16 protein-coding genes are annotated in these 13,715 nt (G+C 74.4%); 5 read left to right on the plus strand and 11 right to left on the minus strand.

Going from position 1 to position 13,715, the window contains the following annotated elements; all coding sequences use genetic code 11:
* Positions 1-51: 51 nt before the first annotated feature.
* Positions 52-240 carry a hypothetical protein gene (locus tag ACIBPB_RS13460; protein ID WP_396839862.1) on the minus strand — a complete coding sequence of 63 codons (189 nt, stop codon included), beginning with the start codon at positions 238-240 and terminating at the stop codon, positions 52-54.
* 78 nt (positions 241-318) lie between these two features.
* On the opposite strand from ACIBPB_RS13460, the gene ACIBPB_RS13465 reads away from it, so the two are divergent.
* Positions 319-1,353 carry an NAD(P)-dependent alcohol dehydrogenase gene (locus ACIBPB_RS13465; protein WP_396839863.1) on the plus strand — a complete coding sequence of 345 codons (1,035 nt, stop codon included), beginning with the start codon at positions 319-321 and terminating at the stop codon, positions 1,351-1,353.
* A gap of 58 nt (positions 1,354-1,411) precedes the next feature.
* Here ACIBPB_RS13465 and ACIBPB_RS13470 read toward each other — a convergent pair whose 3' ends face one another.
* Positions 1,412-2,575 carry a geranylgeranyl reductase family protein gene (locus ACIBPB_RS13470; protein WP_396839864.1) on the minus strand — a complete coding sequence of 388 codons (1,164 nt, stop codon included), beginning with the start codon at positions 2,573-2,575 and terminating at the stop codon, positions 1,412-1,414.
* A gap of 147 nt (positions 2,576-2,722) precedes the next feature.
* Between ACIBPB_RS13470 and ACIBPB_RS13475 the strand changes: the two genes are divergently transcribed.
* Positions 2,723-2,959: a hypothetical protein gene (locus ACIBPB_RS13475; RefSeq protein ID WP_396839866.1), complete on the plus strand. Its 237-nt coding sequence runs from the start codon at positions 2,723-2,725 to the stop codon at positions 2,957-2,959.
* 42 nt (positions 2,960-3,001) lie between these two features.
* On the plus strand, positions 3,002-4,504 hold the full coding sequence (locus tag ACIBPB_RS13480; protein WP_396839867.1) for an MFS transporter: 1,503 nt from the start codon (positions 3,002-3,004) through the stop codon (positions 4,502-4,504).
* Positions 4,505-4,886: 382 nt separating this feature from the next.
* On the opposite strand, the gene ACIBPB_RS13485 is transcribed toward ACIBPB_RS13480, so the two are convergent.
* From ACIBPB_RS13485 to ACIBPB_RS13505, 5 genes are all read right to left on the minus strand, one after another.
* The gene (locus ACIBPB_RS13485) at positions 4,887-5,480 is read right to left on the minus strand and encodes a hypothetical protein (RefSeq protein WP_396839868.1); all 594 of its coding nucleotides are present in this window, start codon (positions 5,478-5,480) and stop codon (positions 4,887-4,889) included.
* A gap of 567 nt (positions 5,481-6,047) precedes the next feature.
* Complete coding sequence (locus tag ACIBPB_RS13490) at positions 6,048-6,806, minus strand: hypothetical protein (protein WP_396839869.1); 759 nt, start codon at positions 6,804-6,806, stop codon at positions 6,048-6,050.
* Between the two features lie 244 nt (positions 6,807-7,050).
* A complete protein-coding gene (locus ACIBPB_RS13495) occupies positions 7,051-8,142 on the minus strand; it encodes a DUF3626 domain-containing protein (RefSeq protein WP_396839871.1) in 1,092 nt (363 codons plus the stop codon).
* A 46-nt stretch (positions 8,143-8,188) separates the two neighbouring features.
* The gene (locus ACIBPB_RS13500; protein ID WP_396839872.1) at positions 8,189-8,383 is read right to left on the minus strand and encodes a hypothetical protein; all 195 of its coding nucleotides are present in this window, start codon (positions 8,381-8,383) and stop codon (positions 8,189-8,191) included.
* A complete protein-coding gene (locus tag ACIBPB_RS13505) occupies positions 8,362-8,652 on the minus strand; it encodes a hypothetical protein (RefSeq protein ID WP_396839873.1) in 291 nt (96 codons plus the stop codon). The genes ACIBPB_RS13500 and ACIBPB_RS13505 overlap by 22 nt, the downstream gene beginning before the upstream one ends.
* A 68-nt stretch (positions 8,653-8,720) precedes the next feature.
* On the opposite strand from ACIBPB_RS13505, the gene tsaA reads away from it, so the two are divergent.
* Entirely contained in the window at positions 8,721-9,131 is a 411-nt protein-coding gene (gene tsaA / locus ACIBPB_RS13510; RefSeq protein ID WP_046563831.1) for a tRNA (N6-threonylcarbamoyladenosine(37)-N6)-methyltransferase TrmO, read from the plus strand.
* 22 nt (positions 9,132-9,153) lie between these two features.
* On the opposite strand, the gene ACIBPB_RS13515 is transcribed toward tsaA, so the two are convergent.
* Together ACIBPB_RS13515 and ACIBPB_RS13520 are read right to left on the minus strand one after the other, a co-directional pair.
* Positions 9,154-9,783, minus strand: a complete 630-nt coding sequence (locus tag ACIBPB_RS13515; RefSeq protein ID WP_396839874.1) for an MBL fold metallo-hydrolase — start codon at positions 9,781-9,783, stop codon at positions 9,154-9,156.
* Complete coding sequence (locus ACIBPB_RS13520; protein ID WP_396839875.1) at positions 9,780-10,868, minus strand: S-(hydroxymethyl)mycothiol dehydrogenase; 1,089 nt, start codon at positions 10,866-10,868, stop codon at positions 9,780-9,782. The genes ACIBPB_RS13515 and ACIBPB_RS13520 overlap by 4 nt, the downstream gene beginning before the upstream one ends.
* A 140-nt stretch (positions 10,869-11,008) precedes the next feature.
* Here ACIBPB_RS13520 and ACIBPB_RS13525 point away from each other — a divergent pair, with 140 nt between their 5' ends.
* A complete protein-coding gene (locus tag ACIBPB_RS13525) occupies positions 11,009-11,428 on the plus strand; it encodes a hypothetical protein (protein ID WP_357321897.1) in 420 nt (139 codons plus the stop codon).
* An 86-nt stretch (positions 11,429-11,514) separates the two neighbouring features.
* On the opposite strand, the gene ACIBPB_RS13530 is transcribed toward ACIBPB_RS13525, so the two are convergent.
* Together ACIBPB_RS13530 and ACIBPB_RS13535 are read right to left on the minus strand one after the other, a co-directional pair.
* Positions 11,515-12,759: a nitrate/nitrite transporter gene (locus tag ACIBPB_RS13530; RefSeq protein WP_396839877.1), complete on the minus strand. Its 1,245-nt coding sequence runs from the start codon at positions 12,757-12,759 to the stop codon at positions 11,515-11,517.
* Between the two features lie 131 nt (positions 12,760-12,890).
* Complete coding sequence (locus tag ACIBPB_RS13535) at positions 12,891-13,550, minus strand: GntR family transcriptional regulator (RefSeq protein ID WP_396839878.1); 660 nt, start codon at positions 13,548-13,550, stop codon at positions 12,891-12,893.
* Positions 13,551-13,715: the final 165 nt, after the last annotated feature.

Raw genomic sequence — 13,715 nt, forward strand, 5'->3', positions numbered from 1 at the left:
ACGGGCTCCGGGTGTCGCACCCGGGGCCCGTCGGCCGTCTCCGGCAGGGGCTCAGCCGGCCCCGTGCCGCAGCGTCCACTCCTCGGGGTCACCGGCCGGTTCCGGGCGGTCCCGGCGCGGGTCCGTCTCGGTCAACGCCAACCGCTCCTCCGGGCGCACCGCGGGCGGCAACTCGCCGAAACGCACGTGCCGTAGGAACGCGTACTCCTCGTCGGTGAACGACTCGGTCGGCTCGCTCATGACCGATATTGTGCGCCCGGCATCAAGGCCGGCGGGAGGGGTAAGCGCGGCGGACCGTCGACGAGGTGGAGGCGAACGATGCGCGCGGTACGGATGACCGCCCCCGGGGTGCTGGAACAGGTGGACGTGCCCACCCCGACCCCCGGCCCCGGCGAGGTGCTGGTACGCGTCGGCGCGGTCGGCGCCTGCCACTCCGACCTGCACATCCTCGACGCGCCGGCCGGGCTCTTCCCCACCCCGATGACGCTCGGCCACGAGATCGCCGGCACCGTGGACACGCTCGGCGCGGGGGTGTCCGGCTGGTCCGCCGGCGACCGGGCCGCGGTGTACGGGATCATCGGCTGCGGGCACTGCCGGGCCTGCCTGCGCGGCAACGAGAACCAGTGCCGCGAGATCCCGGTCGGCGGCATCGGGCTCAGCCGCGACGGCGGGCTCGCCGAATACGTGGTGGTGCCCGCCTCCCGGCTGCTGCGCGTCGGCGACCTGGACCTCACCCAGGCGGCCCCGCTGACCGACGCGGGACTCACCCCGTACCACGCGATCCAGTTGGCCCGGGAGAAGCTGCGGCCCGGCACGACCTGTGTGGTGATCGGGATCGGCGGGCTGGGGCACATGGCGGTGCAACTGCTGGTGGCCACCACGGCGGTACGGATCGTCGCGGTCGACACCAGCGTCGCCGCGCTGGACCTGGCCAGCCGGCTCGGCGCGCACCACGTCGTGCAGGCCGGACCGGACAGCGTCGACCGGATCCGGACGCTGGTCGGCTCGCCGCCGGACGGGGCGGACGTGGTGCTGGACTTCGTGGGGGCCGACCCCACCCTGACCACCGCCCGGCAGGTCGTCGCCAGCGGCGGCCAGGTGCTGCTGGTCGGCCTCGCGGGCGGCACCCTGCCGGTCCGCCCGGTCGCCGACGAGCCACCCACCCTGCCGCTGGAGACCAGCGTCGAGGTGCCGTTCTGGGGCACCCGCGCCGAACTGCGCGAGGTGATCGCGCTGGCCCGCGACGGTGTGCTCCGCGCCGACGTGCAGACCTTCCCGCTGGCCGAGGCGCCGGAGGCGTACGACCTGCTGCGCCGCGGCGAGATCCACGGTCGGGCGGTCATCGTGCCCTGAGCCCACGGGCGCCCAGCACGGTCGCCGGCGCGGCGCGGGTGCCCGGTGGCCCGGCGGGTCAGCGAGCGGCCGCGCCCGCTCGATCCGCTGCGGGCCGCCACGGCGGGAGCCGGTCCACCAGGGCCAGGCCGGCCCGCACCGGCCACCGGGCGAGCGTCCGCTCGAAGCTGGTCCGGCCGTGGCAGAACCGGACGAACATCCGCCAGCCCGGCGGGCTGGCGAGCAGGGCATGGAACACGTCGGGTCGGCGCTCGAAGACCGCCAGCAGCCGGTGCCCCGCCCGCATCGTCGGCACCAACTGGCGGTGCACCTCCCGCTCGTAGGCCGCCAGGTCGCCGCCCGCCACCGCCTCGCCGGCCAGCCGCCCGGAACGCAGCGCGTAGCTGATCCCCTCCCGGCTCCACGGCTCCAGCAGACCCGCCGCGTCACCGGCCACCAGCACCCGGTCGCGGCGCAGCGGCGCGTCGTCGGCCCGGCACCGGGTCAGGTGGCCCGAGTCGTGCTCCGGGGTCACCCCGGACAGGCCCAGCCGGGCGACGAAGTCACGCAGGTAGGCCCGGGTCCGCGCGCCCTCGCCCCGGGCGGCGATGACGCCGACGGTGAGCCGGTCGTCCTTCGGGAACACCCACCCGTACGACCCGGGGACCGGCCCCCAGTCCAGCAGCACCCGGCCGCGCCAGCGGTCCTGCTCGGCGCGGGGCACCGGCAATTCCAGTTCCAGCCCCAGGTCGACCTGGCGGAAGGTGACCCCGACGTGCCGGGCGGTCACCCCGGAGGAGCCGTCCGCACCGATCACCACGCGGGCCCGCACCACCTCCCCGTCGGCCAGCCGCAGGCGTACCCCGTCGGGGTCCTGCTCGACCGCGCGGACCGGCACGCCCTCGCGGACCTCGGCCCCAGCGGCGACCGCGGCCGCCCGCAGTCGGTCGTCGAACTCCTCCCGGCGCACCATCGCCAGCAGCGGACCGGAGTGCCGGCGGGTGAAGGCGCGTCCCCCGTCCCGGGTGACCGTGACCCGGTCGACGTGGTCGTCGGCGGGCACCTCCATCCGGCCCGCCACCTCGGCCAGCGACGTCCCGATCAGGCCGCCCCCGCAGGTCTTGTAGCGCGGGTGGGTGGCCCGCTCGACGACCAGGGTGCGGACACCGGCGCGGGCCGCGGCATGGGCGGCGGAGAGGCCGGCGGGCCCCCCGCCGACGACGACGAGATCCCAGATGATCACTGGTGCAGCCTAGGGCACCGGCCGGCCGGGACGCCCGGCGCGCCGCGCCGCCGGATCCCGCGAACGGGTGGGCATCATCGGACGCCGGAGGGGTAACCGGGCGCAGACCGCCCGCCGGTCGGGCGGATCACCCCGAGGAGGGAAACGATGCAGCAGGTACGGCTGTCTGCGATCGAGGAACGGGTCTACCAGGCGGTGGTCGCCCTCGAGGTGCGGGGCCACGTCCCCTACCCCGACACGATCGCCGAAGAGACCGGAATGCCCGAGGAGGAGCTGCGCGAGCCGCTGCACCAGCTCACCGAGCGGGGCCTGCTGCACCGGGAGGACTCGCCGATGGCCGGCCTGGACTTCGGCCCCCGCTGGTGCGCCCGCCAGCCCGCGTGATCCGCCCGGTTTGCCCCACGGGCCGCCGGGTAGCGATCGGGGATGCGTGATCGACGGTCCCCGGAGAGCACGGTGAGCGCGGACCGGTCGTCGACGCCGGCGGACCTCCCCGCCGGGTACGACGGCCGGCGGCGCTGGCAGGCACTCGGCGTCGGCCTGGTCGCCGCGTTCATGACGCTGCTCGACGTCAGCATCGTCAACGTCGCGGTGCCCTCGATCGACCGGGCGCTGCACGCCACCCCCAGCGACCTGCAATGGGTGCTGTCCGGGTACGCCCTCACCTTCGGCCTGGTGCTGGTGCCCGCCGGACGCTTCGGCGACGCCCGGGGCCGACGGATCGGCTTCGTGGTCGGGGTGACCCTGTTCACGCTGACCAGCGCGCTGGCCGGCCTGGCCCGCTCCCCGGAATGGCTGGTGATCGCCCGGCTCGTCCAGGGCGCCGCCGCCGGCGTCGTCAACCCCCAGGTCAGCGGCGTCATCCAGCAGTTGTTCCGGGGCGCCGAGCGGGGACGCGCGTTCGGTCTGCTCGGCGCCACCATCGGCATCTCCACCGCCGTCGGCCCGCTGCTCGGCGGGCTGCTCATCCAGCTCGGCGGCGAGGAGCACGGCTGGCGCTGGGTCTTCTTCGTCAACGTCCCGGTCGGCATCGTCGCCGTGCTGCTCGGCTGGCGGCTGCTGCCCGGCCGGCCGACCGGGCAACCCGACCGGCACCGCCTCGACCCCGTCGGCGTGCTGCTGCTCGGCATCGGGGTGACCCTGGTGCTGCTGCCGCTGGTGCAGCGGGAACAGTGGCAGACCCCGTGGAAGTGGCTCCTCATCCCGATCGGGCTGGCCTTCCTGGCCGCCTTCGCCGCCTGGGAGCGCTGGTACGCCCGACACCGCCCACCCCTGTTCGACCTGCGGCTGTTCGCGCTGCAGTCGTACACCCTCGGATCGCTGATCGGCCTGATCTACTTCGCCGGCTTCACCGCGATCTTCTTCATCTTCACCCTCTACCTGCAGGTCGGCCTCGGCTACAGCGCGCTCGCCGCCGGCCTGGCCATCACCCCGTTCGCGCTCGGCTCCGCGGCCGCCTCCGCCGTCGGCGGCCGGGTGGTCACCCGGCTGGGCCGGCCGCTGGTCGCCACCGGCCTGCTCGTCGTCGTGGCCGGCCTGCTCGCCACGTTCTGGGTGCTGCGCGGCGACCCGCACCACTCGGTCGGCCTGCGTACCGCCCTGCCACTGCTGCTGGCCGGCCTCGGCAGCGGCCTGGTCATCGCACCGAACCAGACCCTCGCCCTGTCCGAGGTGCCGGTGCCGCAGGCGGGCAGCGGCGCCGGCATGCTCCAGACCGGGCAGCGGATCGGTTCCGCCGCCGGGATCGCGGGCGTGGGCGCGCTCTTCTTCTCCACCCTCGCCGACACCCGGGGCGACTGGGCGACCGCATTCCGGCACGCGCTGCTGCTGGCCGCCGGGATCATCGCGCTGGCGCTGGTGGCCGGGGTCCTCGACATCGTCGGAGGGCGGCGGTCGGGCGGGTCGGGGCGGTCTGCTGCGGGGTCCTGAGGTTCCGCTGCTCTGCGTTCGTGGGTGGTTGCGCTTGAGGGCTGGGGGCAAGGGTGACCGGCTCCGGGCGGTCAGGCTTGATCCCTGCGCCGGTCACCCTCGCCCCCAGCCCGTCGTGGGCGTTCGCCGTCCGGCGGTGACCGCTCCGGGCGCTGAGCCCGTCGGCCTCTGCCGTCGGTCCGGACAGGCACCCTCGCCTCCCGGCTCGTGGTGGGTCCCTTGCCGTGCGGCGGTGGTCGCTCGCTGAGCCTGTTGTGCTCGACCGTCGGTCCGGCAGGTGCCCCCACCTTGTCGCCTGTGGTGGGAGAGACGCCGCTGGCCGGCACCCGGGTTCGGGTGCCGGCCAGCGTGCGCTTGGTGCTTGGTGCTTGGGTGGTTGTGGTCAGCTGTTCCAGTGCTGGGCGACGATGTCGGCGGCCTGCTGCTCCCACTGGGCGTAGGCATCCGGGTAGGCCGAGACCTGCACGGTCTGGGCGGCCTCGGTCAGCGGCATGTCCTGCCAGCCGTCGACCTGCTTCAGGCCCTTCTCGAACGCCAGCGTCGCGTACTCCGGGTTCGTGATCTGCTCCGGCGTGCCCCAACCCGAGCTCGGGCGCTGCTGGAACAGGCCCAGCGAGTCGTGATCATTCTTGTCGCCGAGGTGGCCCAGGTTCTCCAGCTTCGACTCCTGCAAGCTCGTGGCGATCGAGATCACCGCGGCCCGCTCCGGCAGACCCGCCTTCTTCGTCGCGGCGATGATCGCCTTGGCGTTGGCGGTCTGCTCGTCGTTCAGGTCGATGCGCGACTGGGCGCCCTGCACACCGTGCGGAATCAGCTTGCCCTTGTCGACGCCGGGCTTGTCGGCCTGCACGGCCGCGACCGGCTTGGCGTCCACCGGACCGGTGTCGGCGTGGGCGGCGATCGGACCGGCGAACACACCACCGGTGAACGCCAGACCAGCAACACCCAGCACGCTCTTACGCAGCATCGTGTTCATGACAAAGCTCCATTCGGGGGTCGGCGCACACCCCGGCGGGGGACCGGTGAGATGTGCGCAAGCACCGTCAGGCGCTCAACGGATGACAACGCGATAAGCGCGCACCCACAGGGGGAAAGTCTTAGGGGGATCATCCCGGCCGCGGGGCGGGGCCTCTTCGCGGCGCCGGGACCATGTGTAACGACCGCCGGCCCACCATCATTCCCGGGGGCCCGACACCCGTGAAGGGTGCTCTTCCTCGGCCGTTCACCCGGATACAACGACCCCCGGCCCCCAGCCATTCCGGCCCCACGGTGCCGCCGACCACACCCCCGGAACCGGACAAACCAACCCAGCATGCCCACGTGGGACGTCAACGGGCCGACCGGCCCCGCCCACGCCCTTGGGCGGCCGCTCGCGTGACGTCTGCGGGCCGACCGGCGCCACCCACGCCCTTGGGCGGCCGCTCGCGTGACGTCTACGGGACACCGGCCCCGGCCACGCCCTTGGGCGGCGCTCGCGGCTACGGGGCAGATACGACGCCGGCCGGCCCCAAGAACGGGGCCGGCCGGTGTCGATGAGTGCTGGTTACCAGAGCTGCTGGACGATGTCCGCCGCCTGCTCCTCCCACTGCGCGTAGGCGTACGGGTAGGCGGACACCTGCACGGTCTGCGCCGCGGCGGTCAGCGGCAGGTCGTGCCAGCCGCCCACGTTCTTCAGCGCGTTGAAGAACGCCTTCGAGGCGTAGTCCGGGTCGGTGATCTGCTCGGACGTGCCCCAACCGGACGACGGGCGCTGCTGGAACAGACCCTCGGAGTCGTGGTCGTTGTACGCGCCCAGGTGACCCAGGTTGTACAGCTTCGACTCCTGCAGCGAGGTGGCGACGCCGATCACGGCGCCCCGCTCACCGACGCCGGTCTCCTTGGCCGCCTTGACGATGGCCTTGGCGTTGGCGAGCTGCGCGTCGTCGAGCGGGATGCGCGACTGGGCGCCCTCGACGCCGCGCGGGATGAGCTTGTCCCGGCCGGGCGGGTTGGCCTTGGCGGGGACCTTGTCGCTGCCGGTGGTGAGGCCGGACTTCACCGTCTCGGTACCCGACTTCTTGCCGGTGGCCAGGTCGATCGCGGCCACGGCACCGGCATGCGGCCCGGCGGTGACCGGCGCGGCGACGGCGGTGGGGCCGAAGGCCAGGCCGCCCAGGGCGGCCACGCCCGCGACGGTCAGCGCGGCGCGGCGGTTCGGGGACTTCGCGACGGCGGTCCTCGCAACGGTGATCTTCGCGATGGCGGCCTTCGCGACGGCGGTCTTCGCGATGGCGGGGAGCCATCGAGTGAAGTGCTGCTTCACGATGGTTGCCCTTTCGATCGTTACGACGCGCTCCGGGGTGAGCGCCCCTCGGGGACTACCGGCGGGTAGGGGTTTGGCTGCCGGCGGTACGGGGGACACAACCCGCTCGACTTGTCGGTCATTCCGGAAATGCCGGTGTCGCGGCCGGCTGCGGTCCAGGTCACCAGGGCATCGGGACGGACCGCGCCGCCGCGCGCAGGAGGGCCGGTGCCGGACAGCCGGTGCCAACCGAGCAGGCCGCCGGTCAGGCGGGCATCGGCGTGCCGAACCGGACCAGGACGTGCCAGAGCTGCTTGAGGTGCTGGAGGGTCACCTCGGGGACTCCCCGGTCGGCCCAGCGGTGCGGCTCCCGGACCACCGACGCGGCGGCCCGGCCGATCAGCGCGGCGTGCACCGGCTCCCCCGGACGGGCGAACTCGGCGTGCACCCGGGCGGCCAGCGGCGGGATCGTCGGCCCGCGGAACTCGGCGTCGATGCCGTCGACCGGCAGTTGGAAGCCGCCGTGCCAGCGCAGCGGGAAGCCGTGCCGCTGTGCGATCCCGGACAGGATCCGCCCGGTGCCGGTGCCGCGGAACGAGGGGTCGACGACAAGTTCCTCGACGTCGCGGGCCAGGTCCACCGGGCCGTGGACCTGCGCCTCGATGTAGTCGTCCAGCGCCCGCCCGGCCGCCCGGGACGCCCCGGCCCGGCGGGCCAGCAGCGTACCCAGCAGGGTCCCGGTGTCCATGCCGGCGACGCCGAGGCTTACCCCGGTCCCGGCGGTGGCGGTCAGCAGCGCGGCGAGCACCGGCTCGAACACCTCGAGGGTGCCGAATTCGGTCGGCTCGGTGTAGCTGTCCCCGAAGCTGAAGGTGGACCGGGACAGCACCTCCGGGCGCAGCCGCAGGTGGCAGGAGCCGAACCGGGGGCATGCGCCGTCCGGATGGTCCAGCAGGTTGAGGCCGCCGTACCGCGGGCGTTCGGCGGGGCGCACGCCGGGCCGCTGGTACGCCCCACCGAACATCTTCTCCTCCCAGCGGTCCCGGTCACCGCCGGGGAAGGCGGTCAGCCCGCCGTTGGAGATGCCGGTCTCGAACTGGCTGCGGTAGACGCCCTCACCGGCCAGCACCTCGGCGACCGTGCGGCCGTCACCGAGCAGGCGGTCCGGGTGGAAGTTGAGGGTGAGCCGGCCGTGCCGGGCCACCGCCGCCAGCACCTCCTCCGAGCGGTAGGTGGTGCCCGCGCCGGCGAGCTGCCCGGCGATCACGGCGAGCGCGGCGGGCCGGTCGCGCAGGGCGAGGCCGCGGACGTGCTGGAGGGCGGCGGCCTGGGCCGGGGTCAGCAGCGGGTCGGGCATGGGCGCGAGTATCCCGGCGGCCGACGCCGGAGGGCGAACCGAATTCTCAGCCGTCCGTGCCGAAGCCGTCGAGGGCGGCACGCTCCTCCGGCGTACGCAGCTCCTGGAAGACGGTGAGGTGCAGCCCGGCCGGGGCGTCGAGGCGGGCGTTGAGCGACTGCCACGGGGTGACCGTCGGCGGGGCGACCTCGGTGGCGCCGGCGTCGAGCAGCCGTTCGGTCACCGCGCGGCTGTCGTCCACCTCGAACGCGATCCGCAGCCGCGGCGCGACCTGCCGGCCACCTCGACCTCGTCGATCAGGCGCTTCTGCGCCGGGTTGGCCAGCTCGAGGGTGGCCCGGCCGGCATCGAGGATCACCACCCGGGCGCCGTCGCCACCGGAGTACGCCGCCTGCTCGGGCAGGCCGAGCGCGTCGCGGAAGAAGGCGACCGCCGCGTCGTAGTCGTCGGCCTCGACGACGAGGCGTAGCTGCCGGACGGCCGGCGAGCGGCCTGGCTCGGGGCGGGTCATGGTCTCCGATCCTAGCCGGGCCGTCCCGCCGTGGTGCCGGCGTACAGTGAGGACGGACGGGAGGACGGATGAGCGACGACCGCTATCCGCTGCACCCGGTCGGGCGGGTCGAGTCCCCGCTGACCGATCCGGGGGCGGCGCCGAAGCAGGGCGACGAAGGCGCGCCGGAGGCCTGGCTGGTCTTCGCCGAGGCGTACGCGCCGGCTCTGGACGGGGTGCGGCCCGGCGCGGACGCGCTGGTGCTGACCTGGCTGGACCGGGCCCGGCGGGACGTGCTGGCGGTCCATCCGCGCGGCGACGAGTCCCGCCCCCGCACCGGGGTGTTCGCCACCCGTTCGCCGCACCGGCCCAACCCGGTCGGCCTGCACCGGGTGCGGATCCTCGAGGTCGACGGCGTCCGGGTACGGGTGGCCGACCTGGAGGCGGTGGACGGCACTCCCGTACTCGATCTCAAGCCGGTGCTCGACGGCGAGCGCTGAGACCCGCCGCGCGGGGCCCTGGTCAGTGCCCCCGGGCCAGCCAGTCGTCGAGGTGCGGGGCCTCCGCGCCGATCGTGGTGTCCGCACCGTGTCCGGTGTGGACGACGGTCTGCGGCGGCAGGGTGAGCAGCCGGGTCCGGATCGACTCGATGATGGTGCCGAAGTCGCTGTAGGAGCGCCCGGTGGCACCGGGACCGCCGGCGAAGAGCGTGTCGCCGGTGAACACCGCGCCGAGATCGGCGGCGTGCAGGCTGCACGCCCCCGGGCTGTGGCCGGGGGTGTGCAGCACCCGCAGGGTCGTGCCGGCGACCTCGACGACCTGCCCGTCGGTCAGCTCGCCGTCGGGCGGGGTGTCCGGGTGGACCAGGTCCCAGAGCACCCGGTCGGCGGGGTGCAGCAGCACCGGCGCGCCGGTGGCCCGGGCCAGCTCGGGCGCGACCCGGACGTGGTCGTCGTGGGCGTGGGTGGCGAGGATGGCGAGCACCCGGCGGTCGCCGATCACCGCGCGGATGGCCGCCACGTCGTGCGGCGCGTCGATGACGACGCACTCGGCGTCGTCACCGACCACCCAGACGTTGTTGTCGACGTCGAAGGTCTGCCCGTCCAGGGAGAAGGTGCCGGAGGTGACCGTGCGGTCGACGCGGGCGGTCACGGGAAGACCACCACCGAGCGGAGCACGTCGCCGTGGTGCATCCGGGTGAACGCCTCCTCGACCTGGTCCAGGGCGATCTCCTCGGTGACGAACGCGTCCAGGTCGAGCCGGCCCTGCCGGTACAGCTCGGTGAGCATCGGGAAGTCGCGGCTGGGCAGGCAGTCGCCGTACCAGCTGGACTTCAGGGCGCCGCCGCGGCCGAAGACGTCCAGCAGCGGCAGCTCGACGGTCATCTCCGGGGTGGGTACGCCGACCAGCACGACGGTGCCGGCCAGGTCCCGCGCGTAGAAGGCCTGTTTCCAGGTCTCCGGCCGCCCCACCGCCTCGATCACCACGTCGGCGCCGAAGCCGCCGGTGGCCGCGCGGATCGCCTCGACCGGATCCTCCTCCCGGGCGTTGACGGTGTGGGTGGCGCCGAACCGGCGGGCCCAGTCGAGCTTGCGGGAGTCGGTGTCCACCGCGATGATCGTCGTCGCCCCGGCCAGGGCGGCACCGGCCACCGCCGCGTCGCCGACGCCACCGCAGCCGATCACCGCGACCGAGTCGCCGCGGGTCACGCCGCCGGTGTTCATGGCCGCGCCGAGGCCGGCCATCACGCCACAGCCGAGCAGGCCGACGGCGGCCGGGCGGGCGGACGGGTCGACCTTCGTGCACTGGCCCGCGTGCACGAGGGTCTTCTCGGCGAACGCGCCGATGCCCAGCGCGGGGCTCAGCTCGGTGCCGTCGGTGAGGGTCATCTTCTGGGCCGCGTTGTGGGTGTTGAAGCAGTACCAGGGGCGGCCACGGCGGCAGGCCCGGCACTGCCCGCAGACGGCCCGCCAGTTGAGCACCACGAAGTCGCCCGGGGCCACCTCGGTGACGCCCTCCCCCACCTGCTCGACGACACCGGCGGCCTCGTGGCCGAGCAGGAACGGGTAGTCGTCGTTGATGCCGCCCTCGCGGTAGTGCAGGTCGGTGTGGCACACCCCGCAGGACTGGACGCGCACCACCGCCTCGCCCGGCCCCGGATCGGGCACCACGATGGTGGTGACCTCGACCGGCGCGCCCTTGCGCCGCGACACGACTCCCCGGACCTGCTGGCTCACGCTGCCTCCCGCTGTGTCGGCGTCCCTCCCCGCGAACCTACCGCCGATCACCGTGCCGGCCCACCGCCGTCCGGCGGTTATCCGGCGCGTCGCCGGGTACGCGGGGCCGGGCCCGGTTTCCGGCACCGACGGGAGTGATCATGAAGTTGACGCATGCGCCGCTACGGTTGACCATCGGCGCGTTCATCCTGAATTCCGGGCTCAGCAAGCGCAGCCTGGAGGGCGAGGCCGCGGCCGGCATGCACGGCATGGCCGTCGGGGCGATGCCCCAGCTGCGGCAGTTCGAGCCGGACCGGTTCGCCAAGCTGCTGTCCCGGTCGGAGATCGCCCTGGGCACGGCGCTGCTCACGCCGTTCGTGCCGTCGCTGCTGGCCGGGGCGGCGCTGACCGCGTTCGGCGCGGGCCTGGTGCAGCTCTACCTCAAGACGCCGGGCATGCGGGAGGGGAACAGCCTCAAACCCAGCCAGGCCGGCATCGGACTGGCCAAGGACAGCTGGCTGGTCGCTGCCGGGCTGACCCTGATGCTGGACTCGCTGACCCACCGCCGCCTGACCCGCTGAACCGGCTCGCCGAAGGCGTCCCCTTCGCTGCGCCGTGCGGTCCGGCAGGGCTCACGCGTCGGCGCTGTGCTGCCGGCTGCGCCGGCTCAGGTCGATGCGGCGAGGGCGAGGGCGGACCGCTCGGCCGCGTACCGGCGGCGGGCGGCGTTGCGGTAGCGCAGCACCTGCACCGCGCCGAGGGCCCAGAGCAGGTACTGCACGCCGAACGCCCAGCGGAACGCGTCCAGCGGCGGGCTGTCCCGCCCGGCCGGGGTGCCCAGGTCGAGCACCACGCCGACGGCGAGGATCAGCAGGATGGAGGCGACGAACCCGCCGACGTTGACGATGCCGCTCGCGCTGCCGATGCGGTGCACCGGGTTGAAGGTGCGCGCGTAGTCGAAGCCGATCATCGAGCCGGGACCGTTGCCGGCGAGCACGACCACCAGCGCCACCAGCAGCCAGTGTGGCGCCCGGCCGGGCCAGGCCAGCACCACCGCCCAGACCGCGGCGGTCCCGGCGGTGATCGAGAAGACCAGCACCGAGCGGTGGAACGGGTGCCGGGCGCACAGGTGCGCGATCACCGGCCCACAGACCAGCGTCACCACCGTCATCACGGTCAGCAGCGACGCCGCCGCGGTCGGCGAGAAACCCTGTCCCTGCACCAGGAACGGATAGCCCCAGAGCAGGGCGAAGACCGAGCCGGAGAACTGGGTGACGAAGTGGGTCCACAGGCCCAGCCGGGTGCCGGGCTGCGCCCAGGCCTCGGCCAGCTGCCGGCGTACCGCCGCCAGGTCGGCGGCGACGGCGGGCGCCGGCCCGGTGTGCGGGGTGTCCCGCACGGCGGCCAGCACGAGCAGCAGCACGGTCGCACCGAGCGCCGCCGTGGTGAGGAACGCCGGCGTCCAGCCCGCGTGGTGCAGCAGCGCCACCAGGGGTACGGCGCCGAGTACCGCGCCGAGCTGCCCGACGGTGCCGGTGAGCTGCACCAGCAGCGGGTTGCGCCGGCCGGGAAACCAGAACGCCACGATGCGCAGCACGCTGATGAAGGTCATCGCGTCGCCCAGGCCGACCAGCACCCGGGCCAGCACGGCCAGGCGCACGTCGGTGGCCACGGCGAAGACCAACTGGCCGGCGACCATCAGCGCGCCGCCGGCGAGCAGCAGCCGGCGGGAGCCGTACCGGTCCAGCAGCACCCCGACCGGAATCTGCATGGCCGCGTACACGGCCAGCTGGGCGACCGAGAAGGTGGCCAGGGCGGCGGCGTTGATCTGGAAGCGGTCCGCGGCGTCCACCCCGGTGACCCCCAGCGAGCTGCGGTGCAGCACCGCCGTCACGTACGCGCCGAGCGCCACGGCGTAGACCAGGACGGCTCGGCGGCGCGCTGGCGGCGTGCCGGGGTGACCCGGGACCGCTCGGCGGCGCGCTGCCGGCGTGCCGGGGTGACCCGGGGTCGGCTCAGGGCGGCGGCGGGGCGGGGCAGGGCTCACCGCAGCGTCCGGAGCACGGTCGCGGCGTTGTCGATGTGCGCGCCGACCGCGTCGAGCCAGGCCCGCACGTCGTCGCCGTCGAGCGCGGCGAGTTGGGCGGCATGCTCGGCCAGCACCACCTCGGCCCAACCGGGCGACAGCCGGAAACTGGCCTCGCCCATCCGGATCTGCCGGTCGCGCAGGCGGTGGTAGAGCTCGGCGAGGATCTCGTTGCCGGCCGCCTCGACCACGCTGGCGTGGAACGCGCGGTCGGCGGCCATCAGCGCGGTCACGTCACCGGCCGCGTGGGCCCGGCGCATCTCGTCGAGCCAGCGGGCCAGATCGTCGCGGAGCTGGGCGCGGCGCGGCCAGACCCGCTCGGCGGCGTGCAGTTCCACCAGCCGCCGGGCCTCGATGACGTCGGCGATCTCGCGCGCCGAGACGGGCCGGATCAGCGCGCCGCGCTTCGGGTAGAGCCGTACCAGGCCCTCGGTCTCCAGGCGCAGCAGCGCCTCCCGGACCGGGGTGCGGGAGACCCCCGCCGCCTCGGCGACCTCCCCCTCGCTGATCAGCAGCCCACCGGGGTAGACCTGCTCCAGGATGGACCGCTTCAGGTGCTGGTACGCCCGCTCCGCGGCCGACGGCGCCGACACCCTGGACCCACTGGAATGCGTCATGTATCCATCCTGCATCCCACGCCACCGCCACCTCCCGCCCCTCCCCCGCCCCGTGAGCCACCCCACCCCCACCCACTCGCGCCGAGCGCCGGTCTGCGGCATGTCGTGACCACCGAAGGGCCGAGGGCCTGCCAAGGCTGGTGCGGGCCTGGTGCGGGCGGGGGT

Source organism: Micromonospora sp. NPDC049836 (genome assembly GCF_044465125.1).
In the GTDB taxonomy this organism is placed as follows: domain Bacteria; phylum Actinomycetota; class Actinomycetes; order Mycobacteriales; family Micromonosporaceae; genus Micromonospora.